Origin of the sequence: Kosakonia pseudosacchari, assembly GCF_015167415.1 — a bacterium.
Classification (GTDB): domain Bacteria; phylum Pseudomonadota; class Gammaproteobacteria; order Enterobacterales; family Enterobacteriaceae; genus Kosakonia; species Kosakonia pseudosacchari.
On the sequence record NZ_CP063425.1, the window covers coordinates 1,049,178 to 1,073,574 of the forward strand.

Annotated in this window: 19 protein-coding genes; 14 read left to right on the forward strand and 5 right to left on the reverse strand. The window is 56.9% G+C overall.

Annotation, left to right across the window (positions count from 1 at the left end; translation table 11 throughout):
* Window positions 1–174: 174 nt before the first annotated feature.
* A complete protein-coding gene (locus tag IP581_RS04835) occupies window positions 175–1,698 on the forward strand; it encodes an FAD-dependent oxidoreductase (RefSeq protein WP_193821876.1) in 1,524 nt (507 codons plus the stop codon).
* A 36-nt stretch (window positions 1,699–1,734) separates the two neighbouring features.
* Here the strand turns inward: IP581_RS04835 and proC are convergent, their stop codons facing one another.
* Window positions 1,735–2,541, reverse strand: coding sequence for a pyrroline-5-carboxylate reductase (proC, locus tag IP581_RS04840; protein ID WP_086873216.1), 807 nt, complete (start codon window positions 2,539–2,541; stop codon window positions 1,735–1,737).
* 133 nt (window positions 2,542–2,674) lie between these two features.
* Between proC and IP581_RS04845 the strand changes: the two genes are divergently transcribed.
* The 5 genes from IP581_RS04845 to ppnP all read left to right on the forward strand — a co-directional run bounded on the left by IP581_RS04845 (window position 2,675) and on the right by ppnP (window position 5,441).
* On the forward strand, window positions 2,675–3,136 hold the full coding sequence (locus tag IP581_RS04845) for a YaiI/YqxD family protein (RefSeq protein ID WP_086873217.1): 462 nt from the start codon (window positions 2,675–2,677) through the stop codon (window positions 3,134–3,136).
* A gap of 271 nt (window positions 3,137–3,407) precedes the next feature.
* On the forward strand, window positions 3,408–3,932 hold the full coding sequence (gene aroL / locus IP581_RS04850) for a shikimate kinase AroL (RefSeq protein ID WP_086873218.1): 525 nt from the start codon (window positions 3,408–3,410) through the stop codon (window positions 3,930–3,932).
* A gap of 50 nt (window positions 3,933–3,982) precedes the next feature.
* Complete coding sequence (gene yaiA, locus IP581_RS04855) at window positions 3,983–4,174, forward strand: protein YaiA (protein ID WP_017458827.1); 192 nt, start codon at window positions 3,983–3,985, stop codon at window positions 4,172–4,174.
* Between the two features lie 216 nt (window positions 4,175–4,390).
* On the forward strand, window positions 4,391–5,068 hold the full coding sequence (locus tag IP581_RS04860) for an AroM family protein (protein ID WP_086873219.1): 678 nt from the start codon (window positions 4,391–4,393) through the stop codon (window positions 5,066–5,068).
* An 88-nt stretch (window positions 5,069–5,156) separates the two neighbouring features.
* Window positions 5,157–5,441 carry a pyrimidine/purine nucleoside phosphorylase gene (gene ppnP / locus IP581_RS04865; RefSeq protein WP_017458829.1) on the forward strand — a complete coding sequence of 95 codons (285 nt, stop codon included), beginning with the start codon at window positions 5,157–5,159 and terminating at the stop codon, window positions 5,439–5,441.
* 45 nt (window positions 5,442–5,486) lie between these two features.
* On the opposite strand, the gene rdgC is transcribed toward ppnP, so the two are convergent.
* Entirely contained in the window at window positions 5,487–6,398 is a 912-nt protein-coding gene (rdgC, locus tag IP581_RS04870) for a recombination-associated protein RdgC (protein ID WP_193821877.1), read from the reverse strand.
* Window positions 6,399–6,497: 99 nt separating this feature from the next.
* Here rdgC and mak point away from each other — a divergent pair, with 99 nt between their 5' ends.
* Window positions 6,498–7,406, forward strand: coding sequence for a fructokinase (gene mak, locus IP581_RS04875; protein ID WP_086873220.1), 909 nt, complete (start codon window positions 6,498–6,500; stop codon window positions 7,404–7,406).
* A gap of 33 nt (window positions 7,407–7,439) precedes the next feature.
* On the opposite strand, the gene sbcC is transcribed toward mak, so the two are convergent.
* Together sbcC and sbcD are read right to left on the reverse strand one after the other, a co-directional pair.
* Window positions 7,440–10,580: an exonuclease subunit SbcC gene (gene sbcC, locus IP581_RS04880; RefSeq protein WP_193821878.1), complete on the reverse strand. Its 3,141-nt coding sequence runs from the start codon at window positions 10,578–10,580 to the stop codon at window positions 7,440–7,442.
* Entirely contained in the window at window positions 10,577–11,779 is a 1,203-nt protein-coding gene (sbcD, locus tag IP581_RS04885; RefSeq protein WP_193821879.1) for an exonuclease subunit SbcD, read from the reverse strand. The genes sbcC and sbcD overlap by 4 nt, the downstream gene beginning before the upstream one ends.
* 198 nt (window positions 11,780–11,977) lie before the next feature.
* Between sbcD and phoB the strand changes: the two genes are divergently transcribed.
* The 4 genes from phoB (at window position 11,978) to proY (ending at window position 17,149) form a co-directional block, all read left to right on the forward strand.
* A complete protein-coding gene (gene phoB / locus IP581_RS04890; protein ID WP_007373472.1) occupies window positions 11,978–12,667 on the forward strand; it encodes a phosphate response regulator transcription factor PhoB in 690 nt (229 codons plus the stop codon).
* Window positions 12,668–12,688: 21 nt separating this feature from the next.
* Window positions 12,689–13,987, forward strand: coding sequence for a phosphate regulon sensor histidine kinase PhoR (phoR, locus tag IP581_RS04895; RefSeq protein WP_193821880.1), 1,299 nt, complete (start codon window positions 12,689–12,691; stop codon window positions 13,985–13,987).
* Between the two features lie 406 nt (window positions 13,988–14,393).
* On the forward strand, window positions 14,394–15,713 hold the full coding sequence (gene brnQ, locus IP581_RS04900) for a branched-chain amino acid transporter carrier protein BrnQ (RefSeq protein WP_086873224.1): 1,320 nt from the start codon (window positions 14,394–14,396) through the stop codon (window positions 15,711–15,713).
* An 83-nt stretch (window positions 15,714–15,796) separates the two neighbouring features.
* Window positions 15,797–17,149: a proline-specific permease ProY gene (gene proY / locus IP581_RS04905; RefSeq protein ID WP_193821881.1), complete on the forward strand. Its 1,353-nt coding sequence runs from the start codon at window positions 15,797–15,799 to the stop codon at window positions 17,147–17,149.
* 53 nt (window positions 17,150–17,202) lie between these two features.
* Here proY and IP581_RS04910 read toward each other — a convergent pair whose 3' ends face one another.
* Window positions 17,203–18,144, reverse strand: coding sequence for a 2-hydroxyacid dehydrogenase (locus tag IP581_RS04910; protein ID WP_228007815.1), 942 nt, complete (start codon window positions 18,142–18,144; stop codon window positions 17,203–17,205).
* A gap of 232 nt (window positions 18,145–18,376) precedes the next feature.
* Here IP581_RS04910 and malZ point away from each other — a divergent pair, with 232 nt between their 5' ends.
* Genes malZ through IP581_RS04925 form a run of 3 tightly spaced genes read left to right on the forward strand, consistent with a single transcriptional unit; the run spans window position 18,377 to window position 24,342 of the window.
* Entirely contained in the window at window positions 18,377–20,194 is a 1,818-nt protein-coding gene (gene malZ / locus IP581_RS04915) for a maltodextrin glucosidase (RefSeq protein WP_193821883.1), read from the forward strand.
* A gap of 57 nt (window positions 20,195–20,251) precedes the next feature.
* The gene (locus IP581_RS04920) at window positions 20,252–22,966 is read left to right on the forward strand and encodes a DUF2339 domain-containing protein (protein ID WP_193821884.1); all 2,715 of its coding nucleotides are present in this window, start codon (window positions 20,252–20,254) and stop codon (window positions 22,964–22,966) included.
* Complete coding sequence (locus IP581_RS04925; protein WP_193821885.1) at window positions 22,963–24,342, forward strand: DUF3999 family protein; 1,380 nt, start codon at window positions 22,963–22,965, stop codon at window positions 24,340–24,342. Before IP581_RS04920 ends, IP581_RS04925 begins: the two co-directional genes overlap by 4 nt.
* The last annotated feature ends 55 nt before the right edge of the window (window positions 24,343–24,397 follow it).

Below are 24,397 nucleotides of genomic sequence, written 5' to 3' on the forward strand. Positions count from 1 at the left end.
GGGTGAGCAGCGCGTTTGCTCACCCTTTTTTCGGAATTTTCCCCGTCTTTTTGCCCGCCCGCTAATCTCTGCCAGGCTTACTTTGTGAGCTTCGTTTTATTTTTCCTTTTCCTCGTGGTTGTGCGCTGTCTGGCGTTACGCCCGTTTTCGCAACACTGACACGGGAGCAAAGTGATGAACTATCAATATGTTACTGAACTAAATGCCTTGCCGGAAAGCCAACCGGTCAAAGTGGATGTCGCGGGCACCTCAATGATCCTTATCCGCACCGGGGCAAAAGTCCGCGCCTTTCAGAGTAAATGCCCGCACGCAGGCGGGCCGCTGGAGAAAGGGGCCGTATGCGATGGCAAACTGGTCTGCCCGTGGCATAAAGCTGCGTTTGATATCACCAATGGCGAATGGCGCGAACCACTGGCGCTGCAAAACCTCAAGCAGTACCCGGTGATGCTTGAGCAGAATCGTGTGCTGGTGAACCCGCGTCCACTTTCTCCCGCCAGCCACTCACTTATCCGTGGCGAGCGTCCGCAAACCGCCGTGATCCTGGGAACTGGCGCGGCAGGCAGCGCGGCGGCGATAACGCTGCGTGACGCCGGATTTAACGGCCACCTGGTGTTGATCGATAAAGAAGATGATGCGCCCTACGATCGCACCGCGCTGAGTAAATTCGTTCCGGCGGGAAAAATGAAAATCAGTGACGTTCCCCACTTGCTGGACAGCGCCTTTTACAGCCAGCCTGGCGTCGAAAGCCTGCGTGAAGAGGTGGCGAATATTGATTGCCACGCTCACCAGCTTACGCTTGCCGGTGGCCGACAAATCGCCTTTGACAAGCTACTGCTGGCCACCGGCGGCCAGCCAGTGTGGCCGGATATCCCCGGCAATCACCTGGCGGGCGTGCATGTACTGCGTGGTATCCACCAGGCCGAGCGTTTGCTCAATGAAGTGGAACAGGAGCAGCAACTAGTAGTGATCGGTAACAGCTTTATCGCCATGGAGCTGGCGGCGGCGCTGCGCAATCAGGATATCGATGTGACGGTGCTGTCGCGCCATGCACTGCCGTTTGTACCGCAGTTTGGTGAGGAGATGGGGCGGTATTTTATGAACCTGCATAAACAGAATGGCGTCAAGTTTGTTACCGGCGAACCGGCTGCGCTGGAGGGGAACGGCCATGTGCAGAGCATAACGTTAAAAGATGGCCGTTCCGTGCCAGCCCACGTGGTGGTGTTTGCCACGGGCGTGAAACCAGTAGCCGACATGGCGCACGACCTGCCCCATGAAAAAGATGGCAGCCTGACGGTGGATGAAACGTTAAGCGCGGCACCGGATGTCTGGGCGGTAGGAGATATCGCCAGCTACCCGGCACCAGAAGGGCGTCGGCGTATTGAACACTGGCGTGTGGCGCAGCAGCAGGGGCGGCTCGCCGCGCTGAATATGCTGGGTGAACAGCATACCTTTGATCGGGTGCCCTTTTTCTGGACGACTCACTTCGGTAACCGCTTTGAATACCTCGGTTATACCCGTGAGTGGGACAGCATGAAAATGCTGGGATCGTTTGATAATAAACGTTTTGCCGTGCTCTACGGCGAAGCAGGCATACTGAAAGCGGTGCTGAGTTGCGGCGAGTACAGTGAAACGGCGGGTTTACTGCTGAAAATGCAGCAACCGATCAGCATGCAAGCCGCCAGCGACATGCTGGCCTGAGAGTTGCGCCACGCGGATTTTGCGTGGCGCATTGCCTTAGCTGCTCAGCTTGTCAGATTTCGCCATACAAGCGGCAATGGCTTCGATCACCGCCGAGCGGAAACCTTTCTCTTCCAGCACTTTTACCGCCTCAATGGTGGTGCCGCCAGGCGAGCAGACCATATCTTTTAACTCGCCCGGATGCTTACCGGTTTCCAGCACCATTTTCGCGGAACCCATTACCGCCTGCGCGGCAAATTTATAGGCCTGCGCGCGCGGCATCCCGCCCAGTACTGCAGCATCGGCCATGGCTTCAATAAACATAAACACATACGCCGGAGCCGAACCGCTGACGCCAACCACCGGATGGATCATCGGTTCGGCAATCACTTCTGCTTCACCAAAGCAGCGGAAGATGTTCAGCACATCGGCGGTATCTTCCGGCGTCACCAGCGCGTTAGGCGTCACGGAAGTCATCCCGGCATTCACCAGCGAGGGTGTGTTAGGCATCGCGCGGATGATTTTGCGGTCGTGGCCGAGCGCGCGTGCTAACTGATCAAGCGTAACGCCGGCGGCGATGGAGACCACCAGCGTCTCTTTGTTCAGGCTGGAGGCTATGTCGTTAAGCACTTTCACCATAATGTTCGGCTTCACGGCACCAAAGACGATATCGGCAATCTGCGCCACTTCCTGCGCGCTTTGCGCGGCGTTCACGCCAAACTGGTCATGCAGGGCAGCCACTTTATCCGGCGACGGGGTATACACCCAGATTTGCCCCGGCAGCACCTGGCCGCTGGCAATCAGGCCGCCAACAATCGCTTTTCCCATGTTACCGCAGCCGATAAAACCGATTTTCTTCTCCATCACATCCGTCTCTCTGCTTGTAAATGTTTGTGCGATATAGCTTAACGTGGATTGGCGGCGAGGGCGAAAGGATCTCTCCTTTCCCCGACAGGAAATTAAAGCGACAATGCGCCGCAAACAGAAAGGAGTAACGATGGCGATTTGGGTTGATGCGGACGCCTGTCCGAACGTAATCAAAGAGATTTTATTCCGCGCCGCTGAGCGCACACAGACGCCGTTAACGCTGGTCGCGAACCAAAACCTGCGCGTGCCGCCGTCGCGGGTGATCCGTTCCATCAGGGTGCCTGCCGGTTTTGACGTTGCCGACAATGAAATTGTCCGGCTGTGCGAGGCCGGTGATTTGGTGATCACGGCGGATATCCCGCTGGCAGCGGAAGTGCTGGCAAAAGGCGCGGCGGCGCTGAACCCACGCGGTGAACGCTATAGCGAGGCAACCATTCGCGAAAAGCTGACGATGCGCGATTTTATGGATACCCTGCGCGCCAGCGGTATTCAAACCGGTGGCCCGGACAGCCTGTCACAGCGGGATCGCCAGCAATTCGCCGCCGAGCTGGATAAATGGCTGCTGGCCGACAAGCGCCGCCAGGGCGAGTAAATTCTGCGCATCCCCGCATGATGTGTTACTGTTTGCCGCCTTGCGGGCTTGCCAGCCTGTGTTACATTCAGTAAGGTTGCCGCGACACGTACTGCCATAGAATGTTTACAGAGGAAACCCGGATTCACTCTGGTTTTCCCTGAGCTTTTTACCGACGCAGACATAAAAGTGTAACGTTAATTTTACGATGAATTTCGTACTAGTTTGGTGATAATATCGCTGTCTTATTTTCCGTCCTGCGCAGTGCAGGACCCGGAGGGAACACCTGCTCATGACGCTCCCCATTTTTCTTATCGGCGCACGTGGTTGCGGTAAATCGACAGTTGGCCGGGCGCTGGCGCTGGCGCAGGGGTGCCAGTTTATCGATACCGATTACTGGTTGCAGGAAAATGCCCAACAGACCATCGCAGCGATGGTTGAACAGGAAGGGTGGGATGGTTTTCGCGCACGGGAAACTGCCGCGCTGGAAGCAGTTAGCGCGCCATCACGCGTGGTAGCGACCGGCGGCGGGATTATCCTTAGCGAATACAACCGCCGTTTTATGCACGAACACGGAGTGGTGATTTATCTTTGCGCACCGGTTGATGTGCTGGCTGACCGGCTGGAGGCCTTTCCCGAGGAGGGGCAACGCCCGACGTTAACCGGTAAGCCCATCAGCGAAGAGGTCAGTGAAGTGCTGGCGCAGCGCGACGCGTTGTATCGTGAAGCCGCGCATTATGTGGTGGATGCGGCGCAGTCGCCGGATAAGGTGGTGTCTGATATTGAAGCGGCATTACAACTGGCGCGCGCCAGTTAGCGAAACGTTTGTCTATACTTATTGCTCGACCCGCAAAATGAGGAAGAGCTATGCCGACTAAACCGCCATATCCGCGTGAAGCCCGTGTTGTCGCCGTTGAAAAAGGGGCGAATGGCCCGACTGTTACCTGGTATGAACTGCGCGCCGACCATCCGAAACCGGATACCTTAATTAGCGAACATCCCACCGAGCAGGAAGCTCTGGACGCCAAACGGCGTTATGAAGATCCGGATAAAAGTTAAGCCGGATCTCGCAGGCTGGATGATTTCCTGACATTACAAAAAAGGATCTACATCACGTTTTTAAACTGGCTAAATAATAGTCAGCGGTTACTCTCTTATGGTTACTGGAATTTATATGAACACAGGAGTGGCATGTTCTCTTTACACAACAGCCGTCAAAAAGGCGTGATTGAGAGCGAATAAGAACAAGCAGTGATGAAAGGCGGAAAGTAAAAAATGAGTGCGTCCTTGGCGATCCTCACCATTGGTGTGGTGCCGGTAAAAGAGATTTTTCCGCTCCTCGCGGAACACGTTTCAGAAGAGCAGATTACCCATCTCAGCCTGCTGGGCAAAATGGATCCGGAAGAGGTGCGCCGTGAATACGCCGTTGATGCCGGGGAGCACGCCATTCCTACACGATTACGCGATGACAGCCTTGGGATGGTTTCCCGCGAGAAAGTGGAGCGCGATCTCCAGGGCGTTATCGAAGTGCTGGATAACCAGGGCTACGATGTCATTTTGTTGATGAGCACGGCGGATATTCGCGGTTTTGTTGCCCGTAACGCGATTCTGGTTGAGCCACAGCGCATCATTCCGCCCCTGGTCGCTTCCATTGTTGACGGGCATCAAGTGGGCGTCATTGTGCCCATTCCCGAACTCATGGCCCAGCAAAAGAAAAAATGGCAAGTACTGGAAAATGAACCTTACTACGCGCTGGCGCATCCTTACCTGGCGACAGAACAGGAATTAATTGAAGCGGGTAAAGGGCTTATTGAGCGCGGCGCGGATGTGTTGATGCTGGATTGTCTTGGTTTTCACCAGTATCACCGCGATTTGCTGCAAAAAGCGCTGGATGTGCCCGTTTTGTTATCGAATGTGCTGGCCGCACGGCTGGCATCAGAACTGCTGGTTTAGGCCCGCAATCGTGTGAATTTCTCGTGACAGAAGCAAAGCCCGGCCTCTATAGTGTTTTTCCATACATTTTCTTTATAAGGGCCAGTTCATGCTTCAAAGTAACGAATACTTTTCCGGTAAAGTGAAATCCATTGGTTTTACCAGCAGCAGCACTGGCCGTGCCAGCGTTGGGGTGATGGCAGAAGGGGAATACACCTTCAGCACTGCGCAGCCAGAAGAGATGACGGTGGTCAGCGGCGCGCTGAATGTCCTGCTGCCGGGCGAAACCGAATGGAAAGCTTACGCCGCGGGTGAAGTGTTCAATGTACCTGGCCATAGCGAATTTCATTTGCAGGTGGCGGAACCGAGTTCTTACCTCTGCCGTTACCTGTAATGCAAAACGCCCGGAAAACCCGGGCGTTTGTCTGTGGATAAACGGTTAGCGCTGCGCCTCGCCGCCTAAGCCTTCCACCAGGTTTTGAATCAACGCCGCCAGCTCGCCGGTCATCAGAATAAAATCGGCATCGAATCGCTGAGCGAAATCTTCTCTGTCGATATCTTCATTCTGATCGCGCAGCTCATCGCAGAATTTCAGGCGTTTTACGGAACCGTCATCGCACATCAGGAACTGGATACGCTGCTGCCAGTCGAGCGCCAGCTTGGTGACCACTTTGCCCGCCTCAATGTGTACGGCAATTTCATCGCTCACCAGATCCTGTTTTTTCGCACGGATCACGCCGCCATCTTCCAGCATCGCTTTCAGTTCTGCTTCGTCCAGCAACTGGAAACCCTGCGCCACCGTGCCGGAACGTACCCATTCGGTCAGCGTCAGTTCGATAGGATTTTCCATCGCCAGCGGTACGACCGGCAGCGAGCCGAGGCTTTTTCGCAGCAGCGCCAGCGTGTCTTCCGCTTTTTTGGCACTGGCGCAATCAACCATAATCAGACCATTCACGGTGTCGATCCACATCATGGTCTGGCTGAAACGGCTGAACGCACGCGGCAGCAAGGAGTGCAGCACTTCGTCTTTCAGCGAATCTTTTTCGGTTTTTTTCAGCTTGCGACCCTGCTCGGCTTCGAGGCGGGAAATTTTCGCTTCCAGCGCTTGCTTGACCACAGGTGTTGGCAGAATTTTTTCTTCTTTACGCGCACAGATAATAATCTGACCGTTGGCGGTATGGGTTAGCGCTTCGCTGTGTGAACCCATCGGTGGAACCCATCCGGTTTTCGCCATATCCTGACTACCGCATGGAGTAAACGATAGTGGGGCAAGCTGTTTTTCCATCTCTTCCGCACGCAGCGCAACATCGCGGCTGAGACGGTATACCATTAAATTTTTGAACCACAGCATGATTTTTTCCACGGCCTTGTCGTTAAATGCAGCGGGCATGATAGCGAATTGTCGCCGCCGTTGCATTGCTAATGCGTGGTCCACTATGAGGAGTTTGATGTGCGTATCGGTATCGACTTAGGTGGTACAAAAACAGAAATTATTGCGCTGGGTGAACAAGGCGAAGAGTTGTTTCGCCATCGGCAGGCCACGCCGCGTGACTATTGGCAGACCATTGAGCTAATCGCCTCGTTGGTGGATCTCACGGAAAAAGAGACCGGGCAGCGCGGCACGGTAGGCATGGGGATCCCCGGTTCGATTTCGCCCTACACCGGTGTGGTGAAAAATGCCAACTCAACCTGGTTGAACGGTAAACCGTTCGATAAGGATTTGAGCCAGCGGTTAAACCGCGAGGTGCGGCTGGCAAATGACGCCAACTGCCTGGCGGTTTCCGAGGCGGTGGATGGCGCGGCAGCCGGTGCGCAAACGGTGTTCGCGGTGATTATTGGCACCGGCTGCGGTTCCGGCGTGGCGCTTAACGGCCACGCGCACATCGGCGGTAACGGCACTGCGGGCGAATGGGGGCACAATCCGCTGCCGTGGATGGATGAAGATGAGCTTCGCTATCGCACCGAAGTCCCCTGTTATTGCGGCAAGCAGGGCTGTATTGAAACCTTTATTTCCGGCACCGGTTTTGCCACGGATTATCAGCGGCTTAGCGGCAATGCGCTCAGGGGCCATGAAATCATGCGGCTGGTAGATGAGCAGGACGCGGTGGCGGAACTGGCGATTAGCCGCTACGAGCTGCGGCTGGCGAAATCGCTGGCGCATGTGGTGAACATTCTTGACCCGGATGTGATTGTGCTGGGCGGCGGCATGAGTAACGTCGAGCGGCTTTACCAGACCGTACCGGTTCTGCTACGCAACTGGGTATTTGGCGGTGAGTGCGAAACGCCGATCCGCAAAGCGCTGCACGGCGATTCCAGCGGCGTACGCGGCGCGGCATGGCTGTGGCCGCAGGGCGAATAAACAACAAGGGCGCGGTTGAACGCGCCCTTATTTTTAACTCACCGCGAATTTCCCGTCGAGTTTGCTGTAGCCCAGCCCGTTAATTTTCTTCACTTTGATCTGCACCGGGATGCGCTCTTTCATCGCTTCCACATGGCTAATCACGCCGATGGTTTTACCGCTGGCGTTCAGCGCGTCAAGGGCATCCAGCGCCGTGTCCAGCGTTTCACTGTCCAGGGTGCCGAAGCCTTCATCGAGGAACAGTGAATCGATGCGGGTTTTATGGCTGACCAGATCGGAGAGCGCCAGCGCCAGCGCCAGGCTGACCAGGAAGCTCTCGCCGCCGGAAAGGGTGCGCGTATCGCGTACCGCATCCGCCTGCCAGGTGTCGACCACCTCAAGTTCCAGCGCATCGCTCTCCTTGCGTTTCAGCAGATAACGTCCATGCAGGCGATTAAGCTGGTTGTTCGCCAGCCAGACAAGGTTATCCAGCGTTAAACCCTGGGCGAATTTGCGGAATTTATCTCCCTCTTTGGAGCCGATAAGCGCGTTCAGGTGTCCCCAGTCGTCATACAGCACGCTGGCATGCGCCATCTCCTGCAATACGTTTTGCTGGCGCTTGCGGTTATCGTCGTCCTGCTTCAACTGTTGGCGGCATTCCCCCTGGCGGGTGGTGTTTTCCCGAAGCTGGCGCGAAATCGCGTCCAGCGCCAGGCCGATGCTTTCAACCGTGGCATCCGGTGAGAGTGCCGCAGGCGGCTGCGCCTGGTGCGCACGCAATGCCTGTTCAGCGCTGTTCGCTAGTGCCTGTTTCTGCTGGCATTCGCTGTCGAGCTTCTGGCGTAACTGCTCAAGGCGCTGGCGTTCAGGTTCGGTGAGCAGGGCGTCGAGAAAGGCCTGATGATCGGCGAAAATGCTGTTTCCCAGCGCATCGGTAAATTGTTGCTCCAGCGCGGCTGCGGTTTGCTCCTCTTGCGCCAGTTGCTGATGCAAGGTTTGCCACTGGCTTTGTAGCGCAAGGCACGCATCGTGTATTTTCCGCCAGCCTTCCAGCGCCGCCGTTTGCCCGCCGCTGGCGGTGTCGCTTTCCGGTAGCGTCTCGAGGATCGGCGTGAGTTGCGCCATCTTTTCGTGCAGCGCGCTGAGCTGTTGCTGCTGGTGTTGCCATTGTTCGGCTTCCTGTGCGCGCGCCGCCAGCCACTGCTCCTCTTCGCCTTCCGGCGGTAGAGCCAGATCCAGTTGTTGCAGCGTGGTCGCCAGTTTTTCACGGCGGGCGACCACGGCTTGTTGGTACTGTTCGCTTTGTTGATGAAGTTCGCGGATTTGCACCTGCAATGTCTGGCGCTGGTTTAGCAAGTAAAGCTGATGTTCATACGCATCCTGCGCGCTTTGCCAACTGGTTAACTCACGATGCGGCTCCAGCGTGACGCTGAGCGCGGCGCAGGCTTTCGCCCACTCCTGCAACCAGTTTTGCTCCTCCTGTTGCAGGTTTTTCACTTCGCGCTCATCTTTTTCGTAGCGTTCAGCCAGCCCTTTCAGCCGCTCGCTAAGTGCGACGCCATCCTCTTTGACCTGGCGCACTTCGAGATCCAGCGCGCTGCGCCGCGCCTGATTGACGCCGGGTTCAAGGGTTTGGTAATGCGCAATCGCCGGATGTTCGGTTGCGCCACACAGCGGACAAGGCTGACCCGGTTGCAGGCGCGCGCGTTCGCTTTCCAGATCTTTGATGCGGTTTTCCAGCTCGCAAATGGTGGTGACTTCCGTCAGCAGCTGGTTTTTCTCTTTGTACAGCTCGCGTTTGCGCGCCAGCTCAAGGCTTATCTTTTCCTGCTCGGCGCGTAAATCAAGCAAGCTTTGCTGGCGCTGCGCCAGCTGCTTGCGCAGCGGAGCGAAACGGGCATGCAGGGCGGTAAGCTGCTGGCGCAGCGGGCGGTTTTGTGCGCACAACGCCATTGCCGCCGCCGTCTCTTCTTCGCTCATCGCCAGTGTTGACACAGGCAAGGTGCGCAGTTTCGCCTCCTGGCTCTGCACGCGTTGCTGCAGCCCAATCCACTGTTTTTTCTCTTCTTCCAGTTGATTGTACAACACGCGCCAGCCGGTTAATTCGCTCTGCCAGCGCTGAAAACGGGCGTTCTCAGCAAGCCAGCTTTCCAGCGTTTTCTGCATGTCCCGCAATGTTGCATGCTGCTGCTGGGCGCTATGGCGAATGCGCGCACGCTGTAACAGACTGGCATGTAAGCGAGTATTTACTTCTTCGCTCTGCGCACGGGTGCGAACCAGCGCTTTACGCTGTTCTTCAAGCCGACCCCACAATGGGCGCAATTGCAGCGCCGGTTGCGCACGTTCCAGCGCCGCTAACTGCGGCTGGGCACCGGCCAGCGCCTGCTGAGCCTGTACCAGCGCGGCCTGCGCGCGTCCGCGCGTGGCGCGCAACTCCGCGTCGCGGTTCAGCCAGTTGGCCTGCGCCTGTATATCGCGTTGCCCTGCCAGCAAACGTTGCTCTTCGTCAGTAAGCGCCTGCAAACTTTGCGCAAGCTGCTGGCGCTGCTCATCGTTAAGCAGTTCCACGCCTTTTGCCTGCGCCTGCAACTGCTCAAGCCGGGTTTTCGCCGCTTTGTGTTTTTCAAACACCATGGCGGAAATCTGGCCGTAAATCTCGGTGCCGGTCAGCTCTTCGAGCAGCTCTGCGCGTTCACGCGGTTTCGCATTGAGGAACGCGGCAAACTGCCCCTGTGACAACAACATGGAGCGGGTAAAGCGGCCATAATCCAGCCCGGTCAGTGAGGCGGTCAGATCAAGCTTGTCTTTCACTTTATCGGCAAGGATTTTGCCGTCGGCGCAGAGAGCCAGCTCAACTCGCGGGGCTTGCAGATTGCCCTCCGGCAGCCCGCGGGCGCGGCTCTGGCTCCAGAATGCGCGGTAGGCAACGCCTTTCACTTCAAACTCCACTTCAGCCAGGCAGTCAGCGGTGTCGCGAGTCATTAAATCGTTTTGCGATTGTGAAAGGGTGCTAAGGCGCGGTGTTTCGTGGTACAGCGCCAGGCAGATGGCGTCGAGCAGCGTGGTTTTCCCCGCACCGGTCGCGCCGGTAATGGCGAACAGACCGTTGCTGGCGAACGGCTCTTCGGTGAAGTCTATTTTCCACTCGCCTTTAAGCGAGTTCAGGTTTTTTAGCCGCAGGCTCAGGATTTTCATGCCTCATTCTCCTCATCCAGCGCCTGGCGCGCTTCGCTAAACAGCGTGTGTAACCGCGCATTTTGTGTGTCGTCGAGTTCTGCCAGCACAAGGCGGCGGGCGAAGACCTCTTCGACTTTTAATTCGTTTAAGGTTTCGCGTAACTCGCCGGAGAGAATGCGTTCGCGTTGCTCACGGCTGCGGCGCACCAGCAGCACTTCGACTGGCAAAGCTTCTGTCACCTGCTGGATTTTGCGCTGCATATCTGCCAGATATTCATGGCTTTCGATTTCGATATCCAGCCATACGGTCTGCTCTGTGGGCGCATCGCGCCACCGTTCTAACTGACGGCAAATTTCCGCGAAATCGCCTTTTATCACCGCTAGCGGCTGAGTTTCCGGAACCTCCAGCGCCGTGACATCGGCGAGTTTACCTTCGGCGAAGGTCACCAGATTGACGCTTTTGCTTTTCCCGGTTTCATCAAAACTTAATGCAATCGGCGAGCCGCAGTAGCGGATATGCTCGAGGCCGCCAATCTTCTGCGCCCGGTGAATGTGGCCGAGCGCGAGGTAATCCACCGGTGGAAAATTTTGCGCAGGGAAAGCGTCTAACGTGCCGATATAAATATCACGTACCGCGTCACTTTTACTGGCACCCACCGTGGTTAAATGGCCGCTGGCGATAATCGGCAGTGGTTTGTCACCGCGCAGTTCACAGGCCTGAGAAAATTGCTGTTGATAGTAATCGGTGATCGCCGCCAGCAAATGCTGCTGTTTTTGTTGTCCGGAAAGCCCCGCCTGGCTCACGGTAATATCGCGCGGGCGTAAAAACGGCACCGGGCAAAATACCGCACCGGGTTCGCCATCGCGGCGATAGAGCCAGAACGGCTGGGTGCCTGCACTGGCCACCACGGTGGTTTTCAGGTAGGCAAGGATCGCTTTTGATTCATTCAGCGTGGCCACGGAATCGTGGTTTCCCGCCAGCACGATAAGCTGGCAGCCCGTCTGCTGGAGTTTGACCACAAAGCGGTTGTAAAGCTCGCGGGCGTAGCTTGGCGGGGAACCGGTATCGAAAATATCGCCTGCGACAATAATGGCATCCACCTGATGCGTTTCGGCGGCGGCGAGCAGCCAGTCGAGAAAAGCGTCATGTTCGGCGGCGCGGTTTTTACTGTAGAAGTTTTGACCCAGATGCCAGTCTGAAGTGTGAATGATGCGCATAGCGGTTCCGTGGCGAAAAAGCGTAAAGCCGATTATAAACATTAAGCAGATGAGGGACATAACCGAACGCAAATTTGCGTTGTCACACGGCCACCGCACGGGTCATATAGCGGTCATCTTATTCATAAATCTGTCATAAAACTGACGCATAATGGCGCCGCTACATATACTGACGACTTAATTAAAACAGGGCGAATTATGGCGAGACGAATTCTGGTCGTAGAAGATGAAGCACCGATCCGTGAAATGGTGTGCTTCGTGCTCGAGCAAAATGGTTTTCAACCGGTGGAAGCTGAAGATTATGACAGCGCGGTGAACCAACTTAACGAACCCTGGCCCGACCTGGTTTTACTGGACTGGATGCTGCCTGGCGGTTCTGGCATTCAGTTTATTAAACATCTTAAACGCGAAGCGATGACCCGTGATATTCCGGTGATGATGCTGACCGCGCGCGGGGAGGAAGAGGATCGCGTTCGCGGTCTGGAAACGGGGGCGGACGATTACATTACCAAGCCATTTTCACCGAAAGAGCTGGTCGCGCGCATTAAAGCCGTGATGCGCCGTATTTCACCGATGGCGGTGGAAGAGGTGATTGAAATGCAGGGGCTGAGCCTCGATCCTTCCTCGCACCGCGTGATGACCGGTGAGAATCCGCTGGATATGGGACCGACAGAGTTTAAACTCTTACACTTCTTTATGACGCACCCGGAACGGGTTTATAGCCGCGAACAGCTGCTGAACCACGTATGGGGAACCAACGTTTACGTTGAAGACAGAACCGTGGACGTGCATATTCGCCGTCTGCGCAAAGCGCTGGAACACAGCGGCCACGATCGTATGGTGCAAACAGTGCGCGGCACGGGATATCGTTTTTCGACCCGTTTCTGAAATTTGACAGGAGTGTGACGCGTGCTGGAACGGCTGTCATGGAAAAGGCTGGTGCTGGAGCTCCTCCTTTGTTGTATCCCCGCCTTTATTCTCGGCGCGATTTTCGGTTACCTGCCCTGGTTTTTGTTCGCCGCGGTAACCGGGTTGCTGATCTGGCATTTCTGGAATTTACTGCGTCTTTCCTGGTGGTTGTGGGTCGATAAAAGCATGACGCCGCCGCCGGGCACGGGAAGCTGGGAGCCGCTACTTTACGGGCTACACCAGATGCAGATGCGTAACAAAAAGCGCCGCCGCGAACTGGGAAATTTGATCAAACGCTTTCGCAGCGGTGCGGAATCGCTGCCGGATGCGGTGATCCTTACCACTGAAGAAGGGGCGATTTTCTGGTGTAACGGTCTTGCGCAGCAGATGCTGGGGCTGCGCTGGCCGGACGATAACGGCCAGAATATCCTTAACTTATTACGCTACCCCGAATTCACTAAATACATCAGGAACCAGGAGTTTGGCCGACCTCTGCATCTGGTGCTCAATAATGGGCGGCATCTTGAGATCCGCGTCATGCCCTACAGCGAGCAACAGCTGCTGATGGTGGCGCGCGACGTGACGCAAATGCACCAGCTGGAAGGCGCGCGGCGTAACTTTTTCGCTAACGTCAGCCATGAACTGCGCACGCCGTTAACGGTGCTGCAGGGCTACCTGGAGATGATGCAGGAGCAAACGCTGGAAGGGGCGCCGCGCGAAAAAGCGCTGCACACCATGCGTGAGCAAACGTCGCGGATGGAAGGGCTGGTGCGTCAGTTACTCACGCTGTCGAAAATTGAAGCCGCGCCGACGCTGCCGCCAAACGAAACCATTGATGTGCCGATGATGCTGCGGGTCGTCGAGCGTGAAGCGCAAACCCTCAGTCTGCAAAAGCACACCTTCAGTTTTGAAGTGGATAACACGCTTAAAGTGCTTGGTAACGAAGAGCAATTGCGCAGCGCAATCTCAAATCTGGTGTATAACGCCGTCAACCACACGCCAGCGGGTACGCACGTTATTGTGCGCTGGCAGCATGTCCCGCAGGGGGCGGAATTTAGCGTGGAAGATAACGGACCGGGCATTGCCGCAGAACATATTCCGCGCCTGACCGAACGTTTCTACCGGGTGGATAAAGCCCGCTCGCGGCAAACCGGCGGCAGCGGTCTTGGGTTGGCGATTGTCAAACACGCGGTGAATCACCACGAAAGCCGCCTTGATATTGTCAGTGAACCGGGCAAGGGCACCCGTTTTAGCTTTGTTCTGCCGGAACGTCTGGTTGCCAAAAAAGCCGCTTCCTGAAGGTCCTGTCAGCATATCTTTCCAGCGGCCTGCGAAAACAGGCCGCTTTCCCGCACCGTCTACCGCCGCTGAAACGTATTTTGTACGTCTGTTGATTTTTTGTTCGCATGATCAGCCATGTGTTTTTCTGATAAATAGAGTATTTAACTGCTTGTTTTTTGCAATGCAGCATAACAATCTGGTTTTGCGATCCCACCTTGCCTTTAAACGTTATAAGCGTTTAAATTGCGCCCCATACATTGTCAGACCGACTGTGTTCACGTGGTAAATCGAAAAACTATTCTTCGCCACGTTGTAGATAAAGCATTTCCCGCTGAATTTTCACGCAATTGGCGTTTTATTGTTCGGTCGGGAAAGGCCAATAATTCATCACTTTACGACACCACATCCACAGGCAGTAAAACTTATGACCCATCACTTAAAACCACGAGACATTGTTGCTCTGGGCTTTATGACCTTTGCCCTCTTCGTTGGCGCAGGTAATATCATTTTTCCTCCGATGGTCGGCTTACAGGCGGGTGAACACGTCTGGACGGCGGCATTTGGCTTTCTGATTACCGCTGTGGGGTTGCCGGTGCTTACCGTTATCGCGCTGGCGAAAGTGGGGGGTGGCGTCGATAGCCTGAGCACACCGATTGGTAAAGTGGCGGGTGTGCTGCTGGCGACGGTTTGCTACCTGGCGGTTGGGCCACTGTTTGCGACGCCGCGTACGGCAACCGTGTCGTTTGAAGTCGGCATTGCACCGCTGACCGGCGAAGGCGCGATGCCGCTGCTGATTTACAGCGTGGTGTATTTCGCGCTGGTGATCCTGGTATCGCTCTATCCGGGCAAACTGCTTGATACCGTGGGTAACTTCCTTGCCCCGTTGAAAATCATCGCGCTGACTATCCTCTCGATCGCCGCGATTGTCTGGCCGGCTGGCTCCATCAGTCACGCGCTGGACGCCTACCAGAACGCCTCTTTCTCCAACGGTTTCGTCAACGGCTACCTGACGATGGATACGCTGGGCGCAATGGTCTTTGGCATCGTGATTGTCAATGCGGCGCGTTCGCGCGGCGTGACCGAAGCGCGTTTGCTGACCCGTTACACCGTTTGGGCTGGCCTGATGGCGGGCGTGGGTCTGACGCTGCTGTATCTGGCGCTGTTCCGCCTGGGTTCAGACAGCTCTTCGCTGGTTGAGCAGTCTGCCAACGGCGCCGCCATTCTGCATGCTTACGTGCAACACACCTTTGGCGGTGCGGGCAGCTTCCTGCTGGCGGCGCTGATTTTCATCGCCTGCCTGGTGACGGCGGTTGGCCTGACCTGCGCCTGTGCTGAGTTTTTCGCGCAGTATCTGCCGCTCTCTTACCGTGCGCTGGTGTTTATTCTGGGTATCTTCTCAATGGCGGTCTCCAACCTTGGGTTGAGCCACCTGATTCAGATTTCGATTCCGGTGCTGACGATGATCTACCCGCCCTGTATCGTACTGGTGGTGCTGAGTTTTACCCGCTCCTTCTGGAACAGTTCAACACGCGTTATTGCGCCGACCATGTTTATCAGCCTGCTTTTTGGTATCCTTGACGGCGTGAAAGCCTCCGCGTTTGCTGAACACCTTCCTGCCTGGACACAGCGCTTGCCGCTGGCGGAGCAGGGGCTTGCCTGGTTGATGCCAGGGCTGGTGATGGTGATTCTGGCCGCAATCTGGGATCGCGCCGCAGGACGACAAGTGACATCCAGCGCGCATTAACAGCAGCAAACACGGTTTGTTTAACCACGGGGTACGCGCTCCGTGGTTTTTTATTTTTGTGTTGAATAATGGCAGTGGAAACGATGGAAAGTACTAATAAGCTGAAGCGTGGGCTAAGCACCCGCCACATTCGCTTTATGGCGCTGGGTTCAGCGATTGGCACCGGGCTGTTTTACGGCTCCGCAGACGCCATCAAAATGGCCGGGCCAAGCGTGCTGCTGGCTTACATTATTGGCGGTGTCGCCGCGTATATCATTATGCGTGCGCTGGGCGAAATGTCCGTGCATAACCCTTCTGCCAGCTCCTTCTCTCGCTACGCACAGGAAAACCTCGGCCCGCTGGCCGGTTATATCACCGGCTGGACGTACTGTTTTGAAATCCTGATTGTCGCCATTGCCGATGTGACCGCGTTTGGCATTTATATGGGCGTCTGGTTCCCGACGGTGCCGCACTGGATTTGGGTGTTGAGCGTGGTGCTGATTATCTGCGCCATTAACTTAATGAGCGTGAAGGTGTTCGGCGAACTGGAGTTCTGGTTCTCGTTCTTTAAAGTCGCCACGATCATCATCATGATTGTCGCTGGTTTCGGCATCATCATCTGGGGCATTGGCAACGGGGGGGAACCGACCGGTATCAGCAACTTGTGGAGCCACGGCGGCTTCTTTAGCAATGGCTGGCTCGGCACGGTAATGGCGCTGCAAATGGTGATGTTTGCCTACGGCGGTATTGAAATCATTGGTATCACCGCCGGCGAAGCGAAAGATCCGGAAAAGTCGATCCCGCGCGCCATCAACTCCGTGCCGCTGCGCATCCTGGTGTTCTATGTCGGGACGCTGTTCGTGATTATGTCCATTTACCCATGGAACCAGGTAGGCACTAACGGCAGTCCGTTTGTGCTGACCTTCCAGCATATGGGCATCACCTTTGCCGCCAGCATTCTTAACTTTGTGGTGTTGACCGCCTCGCTTTCTGCCATTAACAGCGATGTGTTCGGTGTCGGACGGATGCTGCACGGCATGGCAGAGCAGGGAAGTGCGCCGAAGATGTTCGCCAAAACCTCGCGCCGCGGTATTCCGTGGGTCACGGTGATGGTGATGACGGTCGCGCTGCTGCTGGCGGTCTATCTGAACTACATCATGCCGGAAAATGTCTTCCTGGTGATCGCCTCGCTGGCGACCTTCGCCACGGTGTGGGTGTGGATCATGATCCTGCTCTCACAGATTGGTTTTCGTCGCCGTCTCTCCGCTGATGAAGTGAAAGCGCTGAAATTCAAAGTCCCGGGCGGGGTGGCTACGACCGTCGCCGGGCTGATTTTCCTCGTGTTTATTATTGCGCTGATTGGCTGGCATCCGGACACCCGCATCTCGCTGTATGTCGGCTTCGCGTGGATTGTGCTGCTGCTGATTGGCTGGATGTTTAAACGCCGCAAAATCTGATAACCGTGCCGGATAAGCGTTAGCTTGTCCGGCATTGTCTCGCCAGACGCTGGTTAAACCACCGGCGTCAGCAGTTTTCCTTGCGTAAAATAGCTCACCAGATTATTGATGGTCAGATCTGCCATCGCCTGACGTGTTTCGGCGGTATTACTGGCGATATGCGGCAATAACACCACATTTTGCAGGCTGCGCAGCGCGGGCGGAATATGCGGTTCCTCTTCAAACACATCCAGCCCGGCGCCGCGTAGTTTCCCTTCCTGAAGCACAGCGATTAACGCCCCGGTATCCACCACGCTGCCGCGCGCAATATTGACCAGAATGCCCTCTGGCCCCAGCGCTTCCAGTACTTCACGGTTGATAATGTGCTGCGTTGTTGCACCGCCTGGCAAGGTGAGCACCAGAAAATCGACCGCGTTTGCCAGCGAGGTAAGCGAGTTATGGCGCTGCCAGCGACGATTGCGCGCTTCCCGTGGGCTGAAATAGTGGATCGGCATATTGAATGCTGCCGCGCGTTGGGCGATGTCATGCCCAATATTGCCCATGCCGACAATGCCGCAGCGCTTGCCACTCATCTTCCATGCGCCGGGAAAGACGCCATGTTCCCATTCGCCGGCGCGGGCAAACCGATCGGCCTCGCAAATTTTCCGCGTGACGGCCAGCATTAACGCCAGCCCGGTATCGGCCACGCATTCGTTAAGCACATTTGGCGTGTTGCTGACGCGAATCCCGCGTTGACGGCAGATGTCGAGATCGGTGGCATCCACGCCGACACCGAAACCGGCGATCACTTCCAGCGCCGGCAGCTGCTCTATCAGCGCGGTACTGATGCCTTTGGCAGCGCGTGTCAAGGCGCCACGGATGGCAGAAGCGCGTTCACGTACCAGGGTCTGTGCATTGGGCTGCCAGTAACGATGCACCACGAAATGGCATTCGAGGGTGTCGATCATCGCCTGCGGGATTTCGCTGATGACGAGGATCTCGGGTTTGCTGCTCATACTAAGCCCTTTATTCATCTATAGTTTTTATCAGTATAAAAAGCGCGTTTGCCTGCGGCTTCGGGCATCAGCACGAAGCGGGCGTGGAAAATCTCACGCAAATGCCTGGTGAATATCTCGCCAGATCACATCTGCGCCCTCTCTCTCACCCCCGGAAAAAAGTGGAAAGAAGGAGGCAGGGCGAGAATCGCTGTGGAAGAGTGGCGTCATTTTGAGCAAAGGGGATTTTTTGATGTTGAATGCATGGCATTTGCCCGTCGCGCCGTTTGTGAAACAGAAACAAGATCAAGTCGTTATTAGCCTTTGGCTAAGCGGAACCTCGCTGCCGGAGCGGGTGACGCTGCGCACGGAAATCGATAACGAAGAGACGCCGGTGGTGATGCATCGCGCGCGCAAACCGACAGCCGATGGGGTGACGGTCTGGCGGGCGGCGATCGATGTCGCGAACGGGCAGCCGCGTCGTCGCTACAGCTTTAAACTGCTATGGGAAAACCGCCAGATCTGGTTTACGCCGCAGGGTTTTAGCCACTTTCCGCCCGCGCGGCTTGAGCAGTTCGCCATTGATGTGCCGGACAGCGGGCCGCAATGGGTGGCAGATCAGGTGTTCTATCAGATTTTCCCGGATCGTTTTGCCCGCAGCCTGCCGCGCGGCGAAAATCAAGACAAAATCTATCATCACCATGCGGCCGGGCAGCCAATCGTCATGCGTGAATGGGACGATCCGCTGACTGGCGACGCGGGCGGTTCGACCTTTTATGGCGGCGATCTTGACGGCATCAGCGAAAAACTGCCGTACCTGAAAAAGCTCGGCGTCACCGCGCTGTACCTCAACCCGGTATTTGTCGCCCCCAGCGTACATAAATATGACACCGAAGATTATCGCCATGTTGATCCGCAGTTCGGCGGCGATGAGGCGTTACTGCGCCTGCGGCACAACACGCTGGAGGCGGGCATGAAGCTGATTCTGGATGGCGTCTTTAATCACACCGGTGATTCCCATGCCTGGTTTGACCGGCACAACCGCGCAACGGGCGGTGCGTGCCACAACCCGGATTCGCGCTGGCGTAGCTGGTTCAGCTTTGACGAAAATGGCCACGCCCGCGACTGGCTGGGGTATGCGAGCCTGCCAAAACTCGATTACCAGTCGCCCGCGGTCGTGGACGAAATTTATCAGGGAGAAGAGAGCGTGGTGCGCCACTGGCTGAAAGCGCCGTGGCATATGGATGGCTGGCGGCTGGATGTGGTGCATATGCTGGGCGAAGATGGCGGGGCGCGTAACAATTTGCGCCATGTCACGGGCATTACACAGGCGGCGAAAGAGACTCAGCCGCAGGCGTATGTTTTTGGCGAACATTTTGGCGATGCACGACAGTGGCTGCAGGCGGATGCCGAAGACGCAGCAATGAACTATCGCGGTTTTACCCTGCCGGTGTGGGCTTTTCTGGCGAAGACCGATCTCTCTTATGATCCGCAAAAAATTGATGCGCAAACCTGTGCGGCATGGATGGATAACTACCGCGCCGGGCTGTCGCATCAGCAGCAATTACGCATGTTTAACCAGCTCGACAGCCACGATACGCCGCGCTTTAAAACCGTGCTCGGCAAAGACATTGCGCGCTTACCGTTGGCGGTGGTCTGGCTGTTTAGCTGGCCGGGTACGCCGTGCATTTATTACGGCGACGAAGTGGGGCTGGATGGCGCTAACGATCCGTTTTGCCGCAAGCCGTTCCCGTGGGACAAAAAGCGCCAGGATAGCAAACTGCTGGCGCTTTATCAGCGCATGGCGAAGTTGCGTTCACGTTCACAAGCGTTGCGCTACGGCGGCTGTCTGGTGATTTACGCGCACGACAACGTGCTGGTATTTTTGCGCGTTTACCGTCAGCAACGGGTTTTAGTTGCCATTAACCGCGGCGAAGCCTGTGAAGTTGTGCTGGAGGATTCACCGCTGTTACGGGGGAAAAGCTGGCGGCTTCAGGAAGGTACAGGTACGCTACAGGATGATGTGCTGACGCTTTCAGCCATTAGCGCATCTGTCTGGTCCGCCGCCTGAATCGCCACGCGAAAAGGGGCGGGCATTACGTCTCCCCTTTAGCGAAGGCGATAGTACATGGATGGTCTTTTACTCTTTGGCGTGGTGGTGCTGTTTCTGGCACTGGTGGTGGTGCCCATTGTGGCTATCACCGCCTGGCGGCGCAGCATTGCCACCCAGAATGAACTGCAACAACTGCGTCAGCGGCTGAGCATACTGGAACGGCAGTTTTCGGCGATGCCGGAAAGCCGCGAACCAACCCCGGTTCCGGTGGCGACGGCTGAAATTGCGCATTCCACCGAACCGGCTGACATCACTCAACCTGCCGCGCCGGCGGAAAACCCATGGGGGCGTAAAGTCGAACCGACCTCCACAGCGGAAACCCCGTGGGGACGCAAAACTGAAACACCCGCACCGGTGATGTCTACGCCTGCTATTGATGAACCTGCTGTAATCACAAAAACGCCGGAAACCGCATCGTGGGGAATGGTAACGTCGCTGGTACGCTGGTTTATTCAGGGCAACCCGCTGGCAAAACTGGGCGTCATCCTGCTGTTTATCGGCCTCTCTTTCCTGCTGCGCTACACCGTGGAATACGCGTTATTCCCGCTCGAATTGCGGCTGGCCGCCGTCGCGCTGGTGGCGATGGTGCTGCTCGGGCTTGGCTGGCGACTGCGGCATAAACAGACGGTCTTTGCGCTGATACTACAAGGCGGTGCGGTTGGCGCACTTTATCTCACCGTGTTTGGCGCGTTTCGCTTATGGCAGATGCTGCCGATGACGCTGGCCTTTGTGCTGTTAATCGTTATCTGCGCGGCGAGCGTTGGCCTGGCGGTGCTGCAAAAAGCGCTAAGCCTGGCGCTGCTGGCAAGCCTTGGCGGCTATCTTGCGCCGATCCTGCTCTCTACCGGCGGCGGCAGCCATGTCGCGCTGTTCTCGTTTTACCTGCTGCTTTCGGTGGGGATCCTCGCCATCAGCGTCTGGCAGCACTGGCGCGAATTGAACCTGCTCGGCATGGTCTTCACTTTCGGCGTTGCCGGGCTGTGGGGCATGGATAACTATCGCCCGGAATTCTACTTCAGTTGCCAGCTGTTCCTGATGGCTAACCTTCTCATCTTCGGTGTACTGAGCGTGGCGCTTTCGCTGCGCGCGCAGCGCCGGGGCGAGCGCATTATCGATGGTGTCTTACTCTTTGCGCCGCCGCTGGCGGGCTTTGGTATGCAGTACGCCATCACGCAACACTGGCATTATGGCCCGGCATTTAGCGCGCTGGGCTTTGGCCTCTTCTACCTGGCGCTGGCGCTGCTGGCGCTCAAACGCTTCCCTGCGACCGCAAAACCGCTGGTGCTGGCGGCGCTGGCACTCGGCGGCGCGTTTGCCACGCTCGCCATTCCGCTGGCGCTGTCGGCGCGCTGGACAGCGATGGCCTGGGCGCTGGAAGGGCTGGGTATTTTGTGGCTTGGCGTGCAGCAAAATCTGCGCCGCATGAGCTACAGCGGCAGCGCATTACTGCTGCTGGCACTGTGTAGCGCACTGTGGGCGGCGGCGGACGGCATTAATGCCGTATCGACATTGCTGATCTTTGCTGTGCTCAGCGGCTGCTGGCTGGCAGCCTCCTGGTTGTGGCGTGGCCTGCGGCAAGAGGGCAGCTGGCTACTGCTGGTAGGCGGCATTGCGTTTTGGCTGGTTGCGCTCGGCGGCGCGTCTCAGGCTATGCTGCCATCCTCCGTCGATAACGGTTTCGGCGTACTGGCGTTGCTGGCGCTTTCCGTATGGTTATGGCGTGCGGGCAGCTTGCGCTGGACATGGCCGGAGCTGGGCTACGCCCGCTGGCTGTTATGGCCGGGAATGGCAGTCATGCTGGTCTGGCAGATTATGACCCAGGGGCATCTGCTGGCAGCGGGCTGGCCGAATCTGGCCTGGTGTGTCGCACTGCCTGCCGCGTTGCTGCTGCTTTATCGTGAAACGGGGATGATACCCGCGCGGGTATCGCAAGGGCTGCATATCGCGCTGTGGTGGATATTGCTGCTGGCGGCTGGTACGGAGCTGTGGTGGTTTGTCGATGGGCTGGCATGGGGGAATGAACCCTGGCAGACCGGGCTGCCAATGGCCGCGAGTGGTGTGGTCATTGCGTTGGTGCTGGCGGCCATTCGCCGCCAGTTCTGGCCGTGGCGCATCTGGCCTGCGCTGTATGGCGCGTTGGGGCTGCTGCCGCTGGTTTCTGTGCTGCTGTGTTTGCTGGTGTACGCCAATCTGGGCGACGGGGTGGTGATGGGCATGCCGTATCTGCCGGTCATTAACCCGCTGGAAGAGGGCGCGGCGTTTGCGCTGATCGGCGTCTGGCTGTACAGCCGTTTTGCCGAAGCGCACTACCCGGCGGTTGCGCCGCAACTCTGGCGCGCGCGTCCGTGGGTGATGGCGGCGCTTGGTTTCTGGTGGCTAAACGGCGCGTTACTGCGCCTGCTGGCTTACTACGGCGATGTGGCCTGGGAGAGTGGAAGCTTGTGGCAGTCGCGATTGATCCAGACCAGTTTTGCGCTGTTCTGGATGTTGATCGCGCTGGTGGTGATGATCCGCGCCACACGTCAGCATGCGCGTCAGCAGTGGTTGTGCGGCAGTGTGTTGCTGGGCGTGGTGCTGCTTAAATTAATGCTGGTAGACAGCGCGGGCGGCGGTGGGCTTTCGCGTGCAATTGCTTTTATTGGCGTGGCGGTTTTGGTGCTGATTGTGGGGTACTTTTCACCCTTGCCGCCAAAAGCCGTGCGGGAAGAGGATAAGGGAGAAGAGCAATGAAAAAGTGGCATGGATTACTACTGGCCGCACTGGTGACAACCGCAAGCGTGGCGACAGGCAGTGACGCTGTTGTGGATTCACCGCAGGATTACGCGTTTGGCGCGACACTCGATCTACCGCAACCAGCATCCTGGTATCGTGTCGATCTGCCACAGGATACTTACGCGCAGAGCGCCTGGCCGGATCTGCGCGACGTGCGGGTGTTTAACCACGATGGCGAGCGTGTGCCGTTTACGCTGGAAACGCAGCGTGCCACAGCGCGTGAGCCTGAGCCCATTGCGCTGCGCGTGTTCCCGCTGGATACGTCGCCGGTCGACACCGGTACAGAGGGGCAACATGTGGTGCGTTTGCACTCCTCGTCCGGCGTCGATATTCGTATTGAAGGCGAGCCTGACGAAGTGGTCGGGCAGAGCTATTTGCTGGCGTTCCCGGAAAATACGCCGGAAAGCTTTAATCTCGCGCAGCTGAAGCTGGCCTGGTCAGAACCTGTAAAAAACTGGCGTGGCAAAGTGACGCTCTTTTTCAGCAGCGATATGCGCAACTGGACAACGTTGCAGAACGACGCGCCGGTGATGGAACTGGCAAGCGGCAGCGATCGGCTGAAGCTCGATCAGATTAACCTCGATCAACCGATGCCCGCCGATGGCGTACGTTACTTGCTGATGGTATTTGATAACCCGACTCTGCCTGTGACGATTACGCAGGTCACCGCGCGGCCAGGCAGTGAGCCAACGCCGCTGGAACAGGTGGAGATGACAGGCCACGAACAACGGATTTCCCAGACCGAAGCACAGTATCAATGGGCGCAACCGCAGCCATTAAGCGCACTGTCGGTAAGGCTTGCGCAAGAGGGCGTGTTGCCGGTGGCGATTGACTGGCGCAGCAGCGCCAGTGATGAGTGGAAACCATTAAGTAAAACGGTGCTGTGGGCGCTTAATGGGCGTGTTTCCGCGCCGCTCAACCTGCCAGGAGATGTTGTGCAAGCGGTGCGCATCACCACGCTTGATGCCCGTTTCCCCGAAGCATTGCCACTGGTGACCGGCAGCCGCGACCGACAATCGTTGGTCTTTAATGCGCAGGGCAAGGGGCCGTTCATGCTGGCGTGGGGTAACCGGGCAGCGGCGCCTGCTGCGGTGACAATGGACGGATTGATCCCGGAAGCGCTGCGTAAACAGCTCGATCTTACGGCGATACCGGAAGTGCTGGTGCAGGATCGTGTGGCACTTGGCGGCGGGGAGCGGTTAACGGCAACATCACCGGCAGAGCGACAGCAGACGTGGAAAACAGTGCTGGTGTGGGGTGTCTTACTGTTGGGGGTAGCGGTGCTGGTATGGATGGCGCTGCGTATCTGGCGTGAAGTGAAAACAGGCAAATAACGATCCGCTTTTTCAGCGGGCGACATTGATTTCGCCCCTGAACAGTGCGCGGAAC